Origin of the sequence: Thalassospira sp. GB04J01 (assembly GCF_000751115.1) — a bacterium.
Lineage (GTDB): Bacteria > Pseudomonadota > Alphaproteobacteria > Rhodospirillales > Thalassospiraceae > Thalassospira > Thalassospira lucentensis.
In genome coordinates, this window is sequence record NZ_CCDX020000019.1 from 156,215 (window position 1) to 173,821 (window position 17,607).

Annotated in this window: 17 protein-coding genes and 1 pseudogene; 3 read left to right on the forward strand and 15 right to left on the reverse strand. The window is 52.3% G+C overall.

The genetic code is table 11. The annotated features are described in order from the left end of the window. Nucleotides 1–104: 104 nt before the first annotated feature. The 3 genes from AMM48_RS20120 to AMM48_RS20130 all read right to left on the reverse strand — a co-directional run bounded on the left by AMM48_RS20120 (nucleotide 105) and on the right by AMM48_RS20130 (nucleotide 2,865). Nucleotides 105–1,574 (reverse strand): AMP nucleosidase, encoded by a 1,470-nt coding sequence (locus tag AMM48_RS20120; RefSeq protein ID WP_102785530.1) that lies wholly within the window; start codon nucleotides 1,572–1,574, stop codon nucleotides 105–107. 519 nt (nucleotides 1,575–2,093) lie between these two features. After that, a complete protein-coding gene (locus AMM48_RS20125) occupies nucleotides 2,094–2,336 on the reverse strand; it encodes a hypothetical protein (protein WP_102785531.1) in 243 nt (80 codons plus the stop codon). 1 nt (nucleotide 2,337) lies between these two features. Beyond that, a complete protein-coding gene (locus AMM48_RS20130; RefSeq protein ID WP_102785532.1) occupies nucleotides 2,338–2,865 on the reverse strand; it encodes an RNA polymerase sigma factor in 528 nt (175 codons plus the stop codon). Between the two features lie 342 nt (nucleotides 2,866–3,207). Between AMM48_RS20130 and AMM48_RS20135 the strand changes: the two genes are divergently transcribed. Then, nucleotides 3,208–3,417, forward strand: a complete 210-nt coding sequence (locus AMM48_RS20135; RefSeq protein WP_022734131.1) for a hypothetical protein — start codon at nucleotides 3,208–3,210, stop codon at nucleotides 3,415–3,417. A gap of 65 nt (nucleotides 3,418–3,482) precedes the next feature. Here the strand turns inward: AMM48_RS20135 and AMM48_RS20140 are convergent, their stop codons facing one another. After that, on the reverse strand, nucleotides 3,483–4,067 hold the full coding sequence (locus AMM48_RS20140; protein WP_102785533.1) for a VTT domain-containing protein: 585 nt from the start codon (nucleotides 4,065–4,067) through the stop codon (nucleotides 3,483–3,485). Nucleotides 4,068–4,181: 114 nt separating this feature from the next. Then, nucleotides 4,182–4,646, reverse strand: coding sequence for a hypothetical protein (locus tag AMM48_RS20145; protein WP_102785534.1), 465 nt, complete (start codon nucleotides 4,644–4,646; stop codon nucleotides 4,182–4,184). A 209-nt stretch (nucleotides 4,647–4,855) separates the two neighbouring features. Here AMM48_RS20145 and AMM48_RS20150 point away from each other — a divergent pair, with 209 nt between their 5' ends. After that, nucleotides 4,856–5,359, forward strand: a complete 504-nt coding sequence (locus AMM48_RS20150; protein WP_102785535.1) for a Dps family protein — start codon at nucleotides 4,856–4,858, stop codon at nucleotides 5,357–5,359. 75 nt (nucleotides 5,360–5,434) lie between these two features. Then, the gene (locus tag AMM48_RS20155; protein WP_102785554.1) at nucleotides 5,435–6,817 is read left to right on the forward strand and encodes a diacylglycerol kinase family protein; all 1,383 of its coding nucleotides are present in this window, start codon (nucleotides 5,435–5,437) and stop codon (nucleotides 6,815–6,817) included. A gap of 69 nt (nucleotides 6,818–6,886) precedes the next feature. Here AMM48_RS20155 and ftsY read toward each other — a convergent pair whose 3' ends face one another. From ftsY to AMM48_RS20205, 10 genes and pseudogenes are all read right to left on the reverse strand, one after another. Continuing rightward, the gene (gene ftsY, locus AMM48_RS20160) at nucleotides 6,887–7,822 is read right to left on the reverse strand and encodes a signal recognition particle-docking protein FtsY (RefSeq protein WP_022734136.1); all 936 of its coding nucleotides are present in this window, start codon (nucleotides 7,820–7,822) and stop codon (nucleotides 6,887–6,889) included. After that, nucleotides 7,819–9,075: a tRNA (N(6)-L-threonylcarbamoyladenosine(37)-C(2))-methylthiotransferase MtaB gene (mtaB, locus tag AMM48_RS20165; protein ID WP_102785536.1), complete on the reverse strand. Its 1,257-nt coding sequence runs from the start codon at nucleotides 9,073–9,075 to the stop codon at nucleotides 7,819–7,821. The genes ftsY and mtaB overlap by 4 nt, the downstream gene beginning before the upstream one ends. 208 nt (nucleotides 9,076–9,283) lie before the next feature. Further along, nucleotides 9,284–10,309: a GGDEF domain-containing protein gene (locus AMM48_RS20170; protein ID WP_102785537.1), complete on the reverse strand. Its 1,026-nt coding sequence runs from the start codon at nucleotides 10,307–10,309 to the stop codon at nucleotides 9,284–9,286. Nucleotides 10,310–10,455: 146 nt separating this feature from the next. Continuing rightward, nucleotides 10,456–11,388, reverse strand: coding sequence for an acetylglutamate kinase (argB, locus tag AMM48_RS20175; RefSeq protein ID WP_102785538.1), 933 nt, complete (start codon nucleotides 11,386–11,388; stop codon nucleotides 10,456–10,458). Between the two features lie 54 nt (nucleotides 11,389–11,442). Beyond that, nucleotides 11,443–12,105 carry a ribosome biogenesis GTP-binding protein YihA/YsxC gene (gene yihA, locus AMM48_RS20180; RefSeq protein WP_022734140.1) on the reverse strand — a complete coding sequence of 221 codons (663 nt, stop codon included), beginning with the start codon at nucleotides 12,103–12,105 and terminating at the stop codon, nucleotides 11,443–11,445. 70 nt (nucleotides 12,106–12,175) lie between these two features. Continuing rightward, a complete protein-coding gene (yidC, locus tag AMM48_RS20185; RefSeq protein ID WP_102785539.1) occupies nucleotides 12,176–13,888 on the reverse strand; it encodes a membrane protein insertase YidC in 1,713 nt (570 codons plus the stop codon). Nucleotides 13,889–13,933: 45 nt separating this feature from the next. Next, on the reverse strand, nucleotides 13,934–14,245 hold the full coding sequence (yidD, locus tag AMM48_RS20190) for a membrane protein insertion efficiency factor YidD (RefSeq protein ID WP_102785540.1): 312 nt from the start codon (nucleotides 14,243–14,245) through the stop codon (nucleotides 13,934–13,936). After that, nucleotides 14,242–14,703, reverse strand: coding sequence for a ribonuclease P protein component (gene rnpA, locus AMM48_RS20195; RefSeq protein WP_101301798.1), 462 nt, complete (start codon nucleotides 14,701–14,703; stop codon nucleotides 14,242–14,244). Before rnpA ends, yidD begins: the two co-directional genes overlap by 4 nt. 4 nt (nucleotides 14,704–14,707) lie before the next feature. Next, on the reverse strand, nucleotides 14,708–14,842 hold the full coding sequence (gene rpmH / locus AMM48_RS20200; protein WP_033369208.1) for a 50S ribosomal protein L34: 135 nt from the start codon (nucleotides 14,840–14,842) through the stop codon (nucleotides 14,708–14,710). Nucleotides 14,843–15,001: 159 nt separating this feature from the next. Then, nucleotides 15,002–17,607: pseudogene (locus tag AMM48_RS20205) on the reverse strand (hypothetical protein); the annotation flags it as partial.

Genomic DNA, 17,607 nt, shown 5'->3' on the forward strand with positions numbered 1-17,607 from the left:
AAGCCAAAAGCCGACCATTTGGCAATCGTCATCAAACCATAACAAAACCCCTGCCGCCCGGTTTTACCCGAACGACAGGGGTTTGATGTTTAAACCGGGACGTCTTACCGGAAGGCCGGTTCGTCCAGCGACCGCAATTTACGCGAATGAAGCTGATTGACGTCCTGGCGCAGTGTATCGATCGTATCAAGCCCAACCTGAAGGTGCTGGCCGATACGCTGACGATAGAACGTGTTTGCCATGCCCGGTAGTTTCAATTCGCCGTGCACCGGTTTGTCCGACACACACAGCAACGTTCCATAGGGAACGCGGAACCGGAAACCGTTGGCGGCAATCGTCGCACTTTCCATATCGACCGCAATTGCCCGTGACTGGTTAAGGCGGACAAACAGTTCGCTATAGCGCAGCTCCCAGTTCCGGTTATCGGTTGTGGCAACCGTCCCGGTCCGCATGCGTGCCTTCATCTCGCGGCCTTTAAGACCTGTGATTTTGGTCACCGAATTTGCCAGTGCGACTTGCACCTCGGCAATTGGCGGTACGGGAACCCACAATGGCAGGTCGGAATCAAGCACATGATCATCGCGGACATACCCGTGCGCGAGAACGTAATCCCCCAAAAGCTGACTACGGCGCAATCCGGCACAATGGCCCAGCATCAACCAGCAATGCGGTCGCAGGACCGCGATATGGTCCGTGGCCGTTTTGGCATTCGACGGCCCAACGCCGATGTTGACCAGCGTCACGCCCAACCCATCTTCGCGGATCAGATGGTAGGATGGCATCTGAGGCAGCTGCGCTGCCGCCTCACCGCTTTCTTTCCACTTTTTGGGGGCGTTTTTACTGACATGGACCTTCGGCCCCGGCTCGACAAAGGCGATATAGGGACTTTCAGGATCATCAAGCTGTTCTTTGGCAAACTCGATGAACTCGTCGACATAACGTTGATAGTTGGTAAACAGCACGAACTTTTGAAAGTGTTCCGGTGCGGTTGCCGTGTAATGGCGCAGACGCGCCAGAGAATAGTCAACCCGTTCGCCCGAAAACAGCGACAACGGCTTTGGCCCGGCAGTCACCCCATAATGAACACCGTTTGAGATGTCATCATCGGTCCGCGCCAGATCAGGCATATCAAAGACCATCTGCAACTGCCGGATATCGGTCGGGCCGATGCTATCCGTTGCGGTTTCGACCAAAAATGGCAATGGGATCGGACGATCTGACACACCGACAACAACCGGGACGTCATGATTTTTCAGCAGAAGTTCGATCTGCTGGCGGTAATATTCTTCAAACACATCCGGACGGGTAAGCGTCGTGCCATAAACACCGGGGTCGCGGGGGGCGCCAAAAGACAATGTGCTTTCGACATGCAGTTTTTCTGGCGGCACTTCAATTCCCAGATACGGATAGTATGCCCGCACAGGGGAAGATTGCTTACCTTCGCCGAAAAGATCAAAGGCCTCTTGGACAGCCTTGGCACCATTCGCATAGATGTCCTTTATGCGCTCAAGTGCCTTTTGGGCGTCCGTGAATTCAAACAGTTCTCTTACAGACCCGTGAACTTCTGAAACCATAATGGATGCTCCTTTTTGTTATTGTTGTTTGGTTCTGTTGTTTTGCGTCTACATGACTTTATTCAAGTGACAGCAAATAACAACAGCCCTTGGAGCGAGAGATTTATCACCGCCCGCCCGTCACCTGACAACCAAAAACTTTTGGGCTTTCCTCAATCAGCAAGCTAAATCGCATTCATGCCATAACATGCATATTTCGCTTTCGCCCGGTTTGGTGTCGGTTTCAGCAGGTTATGGCTTATATATCGGGATTATTTTCAAGAATTCCAAATGACAGTTTCGACGCGCTGATCACAACAGCATCAAAAACACTGGCACGCTTGTGTCGTCATCAGCTGTACAAAACTGGAATGCAGATAAAAAAAGGGCCGAAACCGGGGGACGGTTTCGGCAATTTCGAGGAGGTGCCTTAGACGTTGAGGGAAAAGACGGTCAACCTCGATATATGATTAGTATCTGACCGATGGTCACTAAAGTCAATATTATTTTATATCAACTTCCATGCATGAAATGCATATCTCAACTGCATGCCCCTACTTTACTTGCTATTTCGCGCAATTTTTTCAGACGACGAAACGCTTCGATATCAAATGTCCCGTCGTCACCTATATAGTCTGCTTGTATGCTTTCAACAACATCAGCTGCCCGCAGGTCACTTTTTACAAGACTTTCAATTTCTTGTTCTTCTTCTTTGCCCCCAAGTGTCCCGCGAACGTAGGCAAGGATGTCCTCCTTGCCATAGATCGCAAGAACCGCACACATTTTAAGCTGCCTCCGACACATAACGGGATGCATGTTCACGTGATTCGATTCGACCGACTGACGCACGCAGCTTACGGCGCGCACGGCCAACGCGGGATTTTACAGTCCCGATTTCCACACACATCTGATCCGCAGCATCCTGATAGGATACGTCTTCAACAGCCGTTAGCATGATTGCCTGACGCTCCTGCTCAGGCAGCTCTTCAAGAACGCGGTCAGCATCACGAAGCTGTAAACGCGCCATCTGATTGCTGCCATGGCCGTAAACGTCGCCCATATCGTCCCAGTCTACTTGCGGACCACGTGTCTTTTCCCGGCGCTTGCCCGAAATAAACGTGTTGAACAGGATCCGGTGTAACCAGGCCTTCAGGCTCGTACCTTCTTCGAACTGATCCTTTTTGCTGATGGCTTTCAACAGGGTGTCCTGAACCAGATCCTGTGCACGATCCATGCTGCCAGCCAGACGATATGCATGACGGCGCAACGCGGGTACATGATCTTCGATTTCATTCATCACTTGTTTAGACATCACAACCTCCTTGTTCGATGCCCCAACCGTAACAAATAAAAACAATATTTAAAGTAAAATCGTGTACTTCACTTAGGCAATACAGTGAAGTTGCTGCATATACACAACAACATCAACACACATATTTGACACATTATAGTTCACCGGCTGAATATACATTCATTACTATACATAATTACTTTACATTACTTACATAACTCAATGGACTTACGTCGACTAAGCAAGATGGTTGTCTTATGGAACAAACAGCGCTAACGTAACTTACTCCAAAATTTTGAAGTGCCTTGATAATCAACGGCTTCAGGCGGATGTTAGTCCCGCTGTAAACGACAGGAAACCCACGTGGCATCCCCGAAAAGAACAGAAAAACTCCAGATTATGCTGGATGACGATGAACTAAAGGTCATTGATGATTGGCGTTTTGAACATCGTATGCCGACACGTGCTGCCGCAATCCGCGAGCTTATCCGCCGCGGTTTGATCAACGAAAAGCTCGCTGAACCGGAAACCGATGGCAAAGCCACAACCGATTTCCGCGTCGAATCAGAATAAATTTTCTGTTTGATCATCAAAATGGCCCGGTAATTTACCGGGCCATTTGTCTTTTTCATGCTGTATCAGCCAGAATTTCGACTGACTTTTGGCTTTCGCCCCTCGAATATGCGGGCGATTCCGGCCCCGAAACCTAAAACCAGCAACCATAATCCGTAATATCGCAATGCACGCGAAGCCGAAATTGCAATGACGAACAGCCAAATCGGATAGGACGCCGCCCCGGCAGCCAATGCGGCAATTTGCATCGGAACCGGCGTGACACTGATGGCAAACACCACCCAGAACCCACCCGTTTCGAACTTGGTTTGCAAATCGTCAAACTGTGCCTGACCGCCCGCCATATCAATTAGCGGCTGGGCCAGATCGTCAAACAGCAGATAGGCCAAAAGATATAACGCCAATGCACCTGCGACACTGCCCGCAAGTGTCACTGTCGCGACAATAAAACCGCGTGCACGCGACGCGGCCATTACCGGCGCGATCACAATTTCGATGGGAATGGGGATAATTGTGGTTTCCATGAAAGACGCCAGTGCAATCCCCCAAAGCCCCTTTCGCCCCGCCGCCAGCGTAGCGAGGCGATCCTGCCAGATTTTCAGCTTTTGCCTCACCGACGATGGTAATTGTTGTTGTTCATTTTTCGCCATTCAAACCGCCCATTGCATCGACCTGACAAATGCCCGCACAAAGAAACAGCCCGCCCGAAATGGGCGGGCTGCAACTCCCGGAACGTCACGTCACCGAGTTCAAGTTGTGATGTCTTACTCGACGGTTTGATCGTCCGAGAGAGCATTCTGAGCATCTTCAAGTGCGGTCATGGTATTTTTCTTTACCTCTTCCCAGCTTTCGGCGGACGCTTCCTTCGCGTCTTCGAACGCCTCACCAAGCTCGGCGCTTGCACCATCCCATGCCTCAGCAAGTTCATCGACAGCTTCTTCGCTGTCCTGTTTCACACTCGCTGATACCTCGTCATACTGGTCGCCCAACTGGTCACTTTTCTCTTCGACCCAAGCCAGAAACTCATCTTTCTCTTCATAGGTGAAGTCCTTCGCGTCTTCATACTCGTTCGCGACCTCGTCACCCATTTTGTTGACGTCCGATTTCATTGCGTCGTCGGTTGCCATCGTATCTGCTTGGTCGGTGGCAGCATTCGATCCGGCATATACAGGACCGGCAACAGCAACAGACATTATCGTACCAACCATAAGTGCAGTTTTACTAAACATCACAACCTCCTTATTCGTGAAATACAGCGCAATTACTTGCACGCTGCTTACAATGATCAACGGATGGGTCAAAAGAATGTTCCAATTATGGTAATTTTAATTCATGGAACTTTTGCCACCCCTTTACGTTTTCAATGTAATCGCCCGCGACACGGCGCACGCCTTGCGCAATCGCATAAAGGCGCTCAAGAAACCAAAGGAGTTTTGAGATGGCACATAGCAGTATGAAAACCGTTGCGAAGGAATTTCCCGTCGATGCCGGTGTCGATCGCAAAGATCGTCAGAAACTTGCCAAAATGCTGACCCGGATCGTTGGTTCCTCGCACGTGCTTTATGCCAAAACCCGTGGCGTTCACTGGAACGTTGTCGGACCAACCTTCTATTCGCTGCATAAAATGACCGAAGAACACTATGAAGATCTGCATGTCGCCAACGACGATATGGCAGAACGCATCCGTGCAATCGGTTTCGCAGCACCGACCGGGATTACGGAAATGATTGAACATTCCGTCATCACCGATCAGGAAAAGCTCCTTTCGGCCAATGAAATGGTCAAGGAACTGGTCGAGGATCATGAAAAAATGGCCCGACTGATCCGCGACGGCGTTGCCGCAGCAGAAGAAGTCGAGGACGTAAAAACCGCCGACCTTCTGACCGAACGCATCGGCGTGCATGAAGAATCCGCATGGATGTTGCGTGCAACAATTTCCTGATCTTGCCATAATGCTGACCGGTGTCTGACACAGGCACCGGTTACAATGCATTTTTCCTTATCAAAGGGGATCCCGGTGAAAAACTCTGATCTAACGGGCAAAGTCAGTCTGTTGCTGACCAAATCAAAGCTTCCCGACGACTGGCGCCAGAATGGTGCCCAAGCCTTACGTGATGTGTTTGAAGATGCCGGGTATCAGACGAACCTGACCCTGTGTGAGAATCCATCCAAGATTCGTGATTGCATCATCAACGACACCGAACCGGGCGATATCGTTGTCGTTGGCGGCGGAGATGGCACAATGAATGCCATTCTTGATACCGTGATTGAACACAAGGTGGTGCTGATCCCCCTGCCCCTTGGCACGGCCAATGATTTTGCCCGCACACTGACATTGCTTGATGATCCCTTGACCGCCGCGCGTTCGGCAATTCATGGGCGGATCGCAATGATTGATGTTGGTCAGGTCAATGATCAGACTTTTGTAAATGCGGCGAGCATCGGCGTGCCCGCAGATGCCCGACACCGGATCAATCCGGATTTAAAGCGTGCATTTGGCGCTGTGAGTTATGCAGTGGCAAACTGGCAAAGCTGGCAGGAAATGACACCGATGGATCTGTCGGTAACATGTGGCGATAACGAACCACAATCGCTGACACTCCGGCAATTGACCGTGACCAATGGCCGATATTTTGGTGGCGGCCTGCGCCCGAGCGAAGCCAAGCGCCCCGATGACGGCTACCTTCACATGTTTGCCATCCGCGATAGCGTCGATACGCTAAGCGGCATGGACATCGCCGCCGAACTTCTGTTTGGCTCTGTTGATGACAGTACCTATGCCCTGACCATGGAATGTGACGAGATCACCATCACCGGGCAGGATGGCGCACCGATCCTTGCCGACGGCGAAATCATCAGTAAACTTCCCGCACATTTCACCATCCATCGCCGTGCGCTGCCCATATTTGCGCCAAACACCTTTTTTGATTTGGATACAGACGGCCCGCCGCAAGAGGAAAGCCCCCACGCAGACCTTACGCAGCGGGCCCTAGTCAACGACATCATGGTAGATACCCTCGATTTTGCGATCCGGTTGGAAGCAATTTTTCCGGTGGCCAAAAGCGGCACCTTGCGGGCGGTCTGCAACGATGGCGCACGCGATCTCCGCGCTATTTCCCGACAGCTTGAACTGGCACTGCACGAATATGGCCTTCCGACATCCTCACCCGATCCGGATTTACACAGTCTCGAAGAACTGCGTGACCATGTTATGGGCTGGTTGCTTGAAAACGCCGACCAGCGGCTGGCACATGGCCTTAAAACCCGCTCAGATGCCCTGTCAAAGCAGACAGCGCAGATTGACATGTCAGCATTGCCTGCCGATGCGCAACACCCCATCAACGCTCTTAAAAGTGAAATCAGCCGTATCAGCGAAAGTTTTGCGGAACTTAAGGCATAACAAAAAAAGGCAGCCTTATCAGGCTGCCTTTTTAAATTCTCTGCTCGCATTAAAAATGCAAAAGCAAAACTAGTCTTCAAGCCCCGCCAAACTGCGCGCAAACGATCTGGCTTCGAACGGGCGTAAGTCTTCGGCGGCTTCACCAACACCGATGGCATGCACTGGCTTACCGAATTTTTCGGCCAGCGCGACAACAACGCCCCCTTTGGCGGTGCCATCAAGCTTGGTGACAATCAGACCGCTAACATTTGTCGCCTGCGAAAATGTTTCGACCTGTGAATGCGCATTTTGGCCGGTGGTAGCATCAAGCACCAGAAGCGTATCATGCGGCGCCGTTTCATCGCGCTTGGTGATCACCCGGACGATCTTTTTAAGCTCGTCCATCAGATGCGCCTTATTTTGTAAGCGACCAGCAGTATCAACCAACAGCACGTCATATCCTTCGCGCTTGGCCTGATCAATCGCGTCAAAGGCAAGACCGGCGGCATCCGCCCCGGTATCACGCGCAATCACCGGGCAATCGGTGCGCTCACCCCAGACTTTAAGTTGCTCGACTGCGGCTGCACGGAATGTATCGCCCGCCGCCATCATGACCTTGAGGCCCTGATCCTTATATGTTTTTGCAAGCTTGCCAATTGTTGTGGTTTTACCCGATCCATTAACACCAACCACCAAAATCACATGGGGTTTCTTTGTCGGATCAATCACCAGTGGCTTGGCCACCGGCTCCAGGATTTTGGCAACTTCGTCGGCGATGAATTGCTGAATCTCCGCAGAATCAACTTCTTTGTCGAACCGGGTTTTGGCCAGTTCCGCGCTCAGCTTGGCAGCGGTTGTAACCCCAAGGTCCGATGTAATCAGAAGATCTTCAAATTCTTCAAGCGCATCATCATCAAGACGGCGCTTGGTGAAGATGTCGGCAATCCCGGTGGTCAGCTTTGAGGAGGAGCGTTTCAGCCCATTTTTTAACCGGGCAAACCAGCTCGTTTTCCCCTCTTCACTCATCCCGTAAGCTCCGCTATCAATTTTCCATCTTCAAGGCCGGTGACTTTGGCCTTGGCTATTGTGCCCGCTTCTATCACGCGATCAAGCATAACGGGAGCAAAATGCTCCGTATGGCCGGTATTTTCCTTTTCAACCAAGACATTCTCGATCATGCCGATGCGGGATTTCAAAAATGTGTTGAGTTGTATGTCCCCTGCGGCACGCAAAGCGGCCGCACGGTCCTTGCGAATATCTTTTCGCACCTGGGGCATTTTTGCCGCCGGTGTACCGGGCCGCGATGAATACGGGAAGACATGCAGGTAAATCAGGCCGCATTCATCAACAAGACGCAGCGTATTTTCGGCCATCTCATCTGTTTCGGTAGGGAACCCGGCAATAATATCTGCACCAAACGTCACATCGGATCGCAGCGCGCGGACTTTTTCGCAAAAATCCACTACGTCCTGACGCAAATGACGACGTTTCATGCGTTTGAGAACCATGTCATCACCCGCCTGCAAACTGATATGCATATGAGGCATCAGACGCGGTTCGGTTTCGATCAAACGGAATAAATCCTCGTCAACCTCAACCGGATCAATCGATGAAATGCGCAAACGCGGCAATTCGGGCACCTGTGCCAGCAACCGACGCGACATCTGACCCAAGGTCGGCTTTCCGGGTAAATCATGACCATAGGACGTGATATCGACACCGGTCAGAACGACTTCGCCATATCCATTGGCGACAAGTTCACGCACCTGACTAACAATCTCGCCCATCGGCACACTGCGTGAATTGCCCCGGCCAAATGGGATGATGCAAAACGTACAACGGTGGTCGCAACCGTTTTGAACCTGCACAAAGGCGCGTGCACGGCCTTCAAACCCGGAAACAAGGTGACTTGCGGTCTCCTCGACCGACATGATGTCGTTAACGACAACACGTTCATGGTCAGGCATCAGGAATGTTTCGGCCTTCATCTTGGCATCATTGCCAAAGATGCGGTCAATCTCGTCCATCTTGGCGAATTTGTCCGGGTTGACCTGAACCGCACAGCCGGTCACGAAAATCTTGGAGTCCGGGTTTTCACGACGCAGGCGGCGAATGCTTTGTCGCGCCTGACGTTCGGCCTCGGTCGTGACCGCACAGGTATTGATAATGATCGCATCATCAAGGCCCGCGTTTCTGGCATGGTCGCGCATCACCTCGGATTCATAGGTGTTCAAACGACATCCAAATGTAACGACGCGTGGCTCTTTGATGCTCGACATTCTGCGATCAATCTCAGGTTCGGGAAATATTCCGCAATGCTCCTCAATGAAGGGCACGTGCGGAGCGCCCGGCAAGGTCAATCACCTTGCCGGGCGCTGGTTACATACGCTTTTGCACCGTTTAATGCAAGCCTGCGCCGTTCATGGCACACATGCACAAGACGCGCAAAACAACGCCCTTTGGGCACATTTACAGTAGAATGACGTCTTACTCGGCAGCAAAGTGACGGTTGCGACCATCCTTTTTTGCGCGGTACAGCGCACTGTCTGCACGATCAATCAGTTTTGCCCCGCCTTCATGGGCAACATATTCCGCCGCCCCGACCGATACCGTCATGTGGCCATATGAGGTTCCGGAATTCTTTGCCTTGATCTCACGTGCGGCGATGCGTTTACTCATATCGGCGGCAACTTCCATCGCATCATCAAGCGAGGTTTGCGGAAGCAAAATCGCGAATTCATCCCCACCATAACGCGCAACGATATCCCGACCCTTGATGTTGGCCTTAAGCATCGATGCGATCAAAACCAGAATTTCGTCGCCGATCCGATGACCAAACCGGTCATTGATGGACTTGAACTGATCAAGATCGACCATCATGACACAAAACGGCTCGGCGTCTTCGCTGCTGTCATATTCCTTGGCAAGCTGGGACAACTGTTCTTCGAAATGCATGCGATTTGAAACGCGGGTCAGGCCATCTGTGTAAGACCGTTCGCGGGTTTGCTCAAGTTCGCGCTGCAGCAAAACAACGCGGTTAAGATATCCGTCCAACCGCACATGAAGGTTGTCGATGGTGGATTTCATTTCTTCGGTCTGGTCAACAATCTCGCCCACAACCGGCCCGACGTCCTTGTGTGCGCGAAGGGTCCCCAACGAACTTTTCAGCAGTTCACCATAACTGCGGATATTGTTTCGCGCCGACGTCAGGCATTCGTCACTGTTTTCGACAACCTGCGAAAAATCTTCCATTCCGCGCTGAAGGAAATCGGCGGCCTGACGGTCAAAGATATACCGATAGTATAGCTGCAGAAGGGTATCCTCGGCGAGATCATCGCCGCTGGCATTTACCGCATCAATGACCCGCAATATTTCCGGGTTTTCCGCAGCAAAATAAATGAACCACACATGATAAAGTTCGGGTGTTGGACGCAGACCGCGATCACGCAGGGCTTTCAGGGTTGCGTCGGCATACCCCCAATGACGAGATATCTGTTCTTCCGTCGTCGGCACAACGGTTGCTCCGGGTAAGTTTATAAAAAAATCTCAATGGGTTATGATGATTTCGCATCAAATTCCGCACCAAGTTATCTTAATTCATCCCGCAGAGCCAGATTTACGCAGCAAAAACTATACAAAAGTGGTGGAAGCCTTTCGGGCTACTCACTCGCCCGGATCATCGTGCCTGCACCACGTTCGGTAAACAGCTCCAGCAAGACCGCATGCGGCGCACGACCATCAACAATTACAGATGCTTCAACCCCGTTCTGTACTGCATCCATGCAGGTTTCAGTTTTGGGTATCATGCCGCCTTGAATGGTCCCGTCCGCGATCATCTCATTGATATGGTCAATGGTGGCATCTCGAACAAGGTTCTTGTTCGCATCAAGTATACCTTTTACATCCGTCAGCATATACAAACGGCTTGCTCCGACCGCCTTGGCGATCGCGCCAGCAGCGGTATCAGCATTAATATTGTATGTCTGACCGTCTTCGCCAACACCAATGGGCGAAATAACCGGAATAATGTCGGTATTGATAAAGCAATCAAGCACATGCGGGTCCACTTTGACCGGCTCGCCGACAAAGCCAAGATCGAGCACTTTTTCGATATTGCTTTCAGGATCACGTTTGGTTCGCGTCAGTTTACGCGCGGTGATAAGATTGGCATCCTTACCGCACAGACCAACAGCAACGCCGCCAGCGGCATTGATGTTTGAAACGATTTCCTTGTTGATTTTCCCGGCCAGAACCATTTCGACAACGTCGATGGTCTGTTGATCGGTTACCCGAAGGCCGTCCACGAATTCCGACTGGATATTGAGCTGCTTAAGCATCTGGCCAATCTGCGGTCCCCCGCCATGCACCACAATCGGGTTCATGCCGACCTGCTTTAAAAGCACCACATCCTGTGCAAACAAACGCGCCAGTTCGGGATCACCCATCGCGTGACCGCCGTATTTAATCACAATCGTCTGACCGTTAAAGCGACGCATATAGGGAAGAGCTTCGGATAGGACCTTCGCACGGGCCAACGTCCGGTATGCGCTGGATTCCGATTGATCTTCTTCAGAACGGATTTCTTCGTTCATCCTACTCTTCCCCATATTAACGCATCAGGATATTAACGCATCAGACCGGCAATTTTACAGCAGCGACGCGATTTCAGCGCGCAATTCTGCCAGTCCGGTATTCTTTTCACTCGACGTCGCAAAGATTTTGGGCAAGGCCGCTGGATGCTTAACCAGTGCATTGACCACTTCCTTGATACGTTTTTCGAGCTGTCCCTTTTTTAGCTTATCAGCCTTGGTCAGCACAACCTGATAGGTCACGGCACTTTCATCAAGCACCTTCATCATGTCGAGGTCGGCTTTCATAAAGCCATGCCGTGAATCGATCAACACGAAGACACGCCGCAGGGTTACCCGACCACGCAGATACTGCTTGATCAGGTTTTGCCACGTATCAACGATGTCTTTTGGGGCTTGTGCAAAACCATAGCCCGGCAAATCGACAACATGGCAGGCGCCATCAAGATCAAAATAGTTAAGCTGCTGCGTCCGGCCGGGTGTGTTGGACGTACGCGCAATGTCCTTACGGCCGGTGATCGCGTTGATCAGGCTCGATTTACCAACATTGGACCTTCCGGCAAAACAGATTTCCGTTTTGTCTTCAGGCGGCAATTGCTCAAGCTGGGCGACACCCAAAAGAAAGGTAACCGGGCGGGAAAAAAGTTTCCGCCCGGCTTCAATTTGCGGTGCTTTGTATGTCGGTATTGACGTTACCGACGGCAGGTTTTCGTCTGTCATCGTTCTTCCTTCCCCATGTTCCGGGGATCTTCCCCGAAGGGAAGATCAACCCAGAAAGGGTAGATGGGGATTAAATCCCCATCTTATACATGATGTAGCGCTGCTGAATGATCGACAGCGTGTTGTTCCAGGCCCAATAGATCACAAGACCAGCCGGGAAGCTTGCCAGCATGAAGGTAAAGATTAGCGGCAAGAACATCATGATCTTGGCTTGTGTCGGATCGGCAGGCGCCGGGTTGAGTTTCTGCTGCAGGAACATGGTAAGCCCCATGATCAGCGGCCAGACACCAATCATCAACATCTGCGGCGGATCAAACGGGATCAGACCAAACAGGTTGAACAAAGACGTCGGATCCGGAGCAGACAAATCCTGAATCCAGCCAAAGAACGGCGCGTGACGCATCTCAATGCTCACAAACAGAACCTTGTACAGTGCAAAGAACACCGGGATCTGTACAATGATTGGCAAGCAACCCGAGGCCGGATTGATTTTCTCACGCTTGTACAGCGCCATCATTTCCTGCTGCTGACGTTGGCGGTCATCCTTGAACTGCTCGCGCATTTCAGTGATCTGCGGCTGCAGCTTTTTCATCGCACTCATGGATTTGTACGATTTATTCGCCAACGGGAACATGACTGCCTTAACGGCGACCGTGATCAGCAAAATGGCAACACCGAAGTTACCAACAAGATGATACATCCACTGTAGAACAAGGAAGAACGGCTTGGTCAGGAAGTAGAACCAGCCAAAATCAATCGCGAGATCGAAATTGGTGATGCCGTAGTCCTCGGCATAAGTATCAAGCAGGGTCACTTCCTTGGCACCCGCAAACAGACGGGTTTCCGCCTTTGCTTCGCTGCCATTGGCAACCGTGCGAGCTGCACCAAGATAATCGGTCTGATACTTGTCCGTATTTTCAGCAAAATGGTGGCTGAAACGCGTGGTCATTTCCTCGTCCGAGGAAGGTGCCAGCGCAACCAGCCAATATTTATCGGTGATGCCAAGCCAGCCGCCGGTGGTTTTCTTTTCAACGGCTCCATCATCGGCAAGATCATCATAATCGATCTCGGTCAAAGTACCGTCGATCACGCCAAGCGGACCTTCATGCAGGATATAGAACCCTGCGGTCTGCGGCTTGTTTTTCCGTGAAATCAGGCCGTAAGGATGCAGGGTAACTTCGCTACCGCTGTTATTGACCACTGACTGATTAACGGTGAACAGATAATTCTGATCGATGGAAATTTCGCGTTTGAAGGTCAGGCCAGCACCGTTATCCCAACTTAGCGTAATCGGGTTATCGACCGTCAGGGTGTCGCCACTTGCGCTCCAGCGGGTTTCGCTGCTGGGCAGAACAACATCCTTGCCCGTACCGACCCAGCCGAACTCCGCGAAATAGGCATCGTTGCTGCCGGTCGGGTTCAAAACATGGATCAGCGGGCTGTCGGGTTCTTCGGTTTCGTGATAATCCTGAAGCTGGATATCATCAATCACACCACCGATAAGACGTATCGAGCCTTCGACGCGCGGCGTATCAATTGCGATACGTGGTGATTTCGCCAACGCATCATCCCGATTAACGGTCGGGACAGCAGGCTGCCCCCCCGGGACACTTGGCCCACCGGTGGATGCCTGCGGCGGATTACTACCACTTGCATCAAGCTGTTCGCGAACTTGCGCTTCACGAACCTGAGTATCAGGCTCGGGCGCGAAGAAGAATTGCCAACCGATGAGAATCACAACTGCCGATGCAATTGCGACCCATAGGTTACGTTGTTCGTTCATCGCTTCTTTCCGCTTTTCTCAGCCAGCATCAACCGACCGATTATTCTATTTACATGACGAAAGCGCCGGGGATCGGTTTTCACCATCCGACGACGCTTTGTTTTGTTCGCAGCCACATCCGGGCACCGGATCATAACCATGACCACCCCATGGATGGCAACGCATTATCCGTTTAAATCCCATCCAGCCGCCTTTTATTGCCCCATGACGGGCCAATGCTTCCATCATGAAAGCCGAACAGGTCGGCTGATAACGGCAAGACCACCCGATATAAGGCGATAAAAAGAGCTGGTAACCGCGAACTGCGATTTGAAGAAGACGTGCAAGGGGACCGGGGGATGGACTCGAAGAGTTCATGTCGCAGGACCTCCTGCCTTTGTCGAACCGCCGGGCTTCTTTGCGCCGCCCCCCTTACGGGGACGACGAGAATCGGCCGGAGACGGCTTTGCATCAGGGACTCGGCGCAGGGCAAACCGCATATCATCAACCAGCTTTTCAAAAGGCCGATCGATGGTTTGGTTACGACCGATCACAACGTAATCCCAACCGGGCAATGCGAGTTCAGTCATCAATTGCTCTGCCACAGCACGCAAACGCCGCCGAACGCGATTGCGGACGACGGCCTTTCCCACCTTTTTGGTGACAGTAAAGCCTACTCGTACGAGCAGATCTTCACCGGCGTATTCTGTATCCGGTTTGATCCCCGGGCGTGGTGCGCCCTGCAGGATCAATCCCTGTGTAACCCATTTTCGGCGGGTGCCCGCAACACGGAGGAATTCCGTACGCTTTTTAAGGCGTTCCACCGAAATGGTCACAACATTAGGCCGACAGACGCTTGCGGCCCTTGGCGCGGCGTGCGGTAAGCACACGGCGGCCACCGACGGTCGCGCTGCGGGAACGGAAGCCGTGGCGGCGTTTCCGTACGAGATTGCTAGGCTGGTAGGTGCGCTTCACTGCACTTACTCCGTTCTAAATAAGGTAATCCGATAAAATTCGAGGTCCGCTGTATAGGACTTCACACCCATGCTGTCAACTCGTGACAAGGTGTTGGTCCCCAGAAAACCGGCAATGCCGTCGGGATTTTGTCCCGACGGCACCCGAAATGCGAATTCGTCACCATTCGATACGTTCGACGTTGGAGAATGTCAACTCAGAACCGTCCGAAAAGACGATAGTTCCCGACGAATCGGTCGAAAGTTCCAGATGGTGCTTTTTCGAATCGGTGATTTCGCCTTCATCAAGGATCAGGGTCCAGTCACTCGAGTCGATTTTGCCGCCACCTATGCCGTTCAATTCGATGGTGTCCGTGGTCCATCCATTGGCCCCACCATCAACATAGTCATTGCCTTCGCCCATGTTAAAGATGAACAGATCCGACCCACCGTCGCCATAAAGCGTATCGTCGCCTATGCCGCCAATCAGGGTGTCATCGTCATCCCCGCCAAACAGCGTGTCATTACCATCGCCACCATCAAGGGTATCCCTGCCTGCACCGCCCAGAAGAGTGTCGTCACCTTCATCGCCATACAGCTTGTCATCACCCCCGCCACTGCTCAGCGTATCGTCGCCTGAGCCGCCATAGAAGGTGTCCTTGCCCCATCCGCCGGTCAGGGTGTCGTTGTCCGCCCCGCCGTCGAAATAGTTATCGCCACCGTCGGCAACGAGAATGTCGTTCCCATCGCCGCCAAAGAAGCTGTCATTGCCCCAAGTGCCGTGGATGGAGTCGTCACCGCCCTCACCCCAGACTTTGTTTCTACCGTCGCCAACATCGATATTGTCATTCCCATCGCCAGCATTGACCGTATCATTGCCGCCGCTTGCGATGATGCTGTCGTTACCGCTGCCTGTTTCGATGATGTTATTCCCACCACCCGCGGAAATCGTGTTGTTGCCATCTCCGGCATAAATTTTGTCATTTTCCGAACCGGTGCTGATGGTATCGTTACCAGACCCCGCCCAGATGGTGTTTTTGCCTTCGCCAGCGGTTATTTCGTTGTTGCCGTCCCCACCAATGATCGTGTCGTCGTCACTTCCTGACGTAATGCGATCATTGCCAGACCCGGTTGCAATGTAATTTTCACCCTCGCCTGCGCTGACGTAGTTGTCGCCATCGCCTCCAAGGATTGTGTCGTCACCACTCCCGGCATACAGACTGTCATTGCCTGCACCGGTTTCAATATGGTTATTACCCTCGTTGGCATAGATGATGTTGTCACCGTCGCTGGCATAGATACTGTCGTCATCGCTGCCGCCAGTGATGTAGTTATTCCCCGATCCGCCATAGATCGTATTTTCGCCTTCACCACCGTGAACGGTATCATTGCCAGCACCGGCATCAATGTAATCATCACCACCGTCGCCGGTGACACTGTCGTCACCGTCACCAGCATAGATTACATCATTGCCATTCCCGGCCCAGATCGTGTCATTGCCGGCATTGGTTGAAATCGTGTCATGACCGCCACCAGAACCGATGGTGTCATTGCCCGATCCGGTTTCGATGTTATCATTCGAACCAGATCCCCAGACAACTTCATCCGCAGCAACCATTTCTTCAATCGTGACGTCAAGAATGGCGGTCGTCGTTGCGGTGTCATCGCCATCGCGCGACTGCACAGAAACATTGAGCTCAAACGTGCCGGAATAGTCACTGGCCGCCGCAATCGTCAGTCCAACCAATTGCGCGGACGTCAGGGTCCATGTGCCATCACCGTTGTTGGTCCCGGCAGACAACGTTGCCCCCGACGGCACGCCACTGATGGTAATGCTGAGCGTTTCGCTGCTGTCGGTCACGGCGGCATCTATATCCAGTGCAACGCTGTTACCTTCGTCACCGCTGGCATCCGACACCTCAAGGGTTGGCGTGTCGGCAACACCCTCAACATCCACTGTGATCGTATCAGAAACGCTTGCGGTATCATCGCCATCGGTCGAGGTCACCGTGACACTCAGATCAAACGAGCCGCTATAATCGTCCGCAGGTTTGATTGTCAGTCCGTCCAGATCACCCGCCGACAGCGTCCAGGTCCCATCACCATTATTGCTACCAGCCGACAGAGTTGCCCCATCCGGAACGCCAGAAATCGTAACGGACAGAACTTCGGACGCGTCACTTAGCCCTGCGTCGATATCAAGTGCAATGTTGGTGTCTTCATCACCCGACGCGTCACTTGCATCAAGCGTCGGCGCATCGGCAATGCCGGCAACATCCACCGTGATGGTGTCCGAGACACTCGCGGTATCGTCGCCATCGGTCGAGGTCACCGTGACACTCAGATCAAACGATCCGCTATAATCGTCCGCCGGCTTGATCGTCAGTCCGTCTAGGTCTCCCGCCGACAGAGTCCAGGTGCCATCACCATTATCGACACCAGCCGACAGGGTCGCACCATCTGGAACACCAGAAATCGTGACGGAAAGAACTTCGGACGCATCACTTAACCCTGCGTCGATATCAAGCGCTATGTTGGTATCTTCATCACCCGACGCGTCAATCACATCAAGCGTCGGCGTATCGGCAACACCGGCAATATCAACTGTGATGACATCGGTGACACTCGCAGTATCTTCGCTGTCGGCCGAGGTCACCGTGATACTCAGATCAAACGATCCCGAATAATCATCCGCAGGCGTAATCGTCAGACCTTCAAGATCGCCTGACGACAACGTCCAGGTGCCGTCACCGTTATCCGTACCAGCCGACAGGGTCGCACCATCCG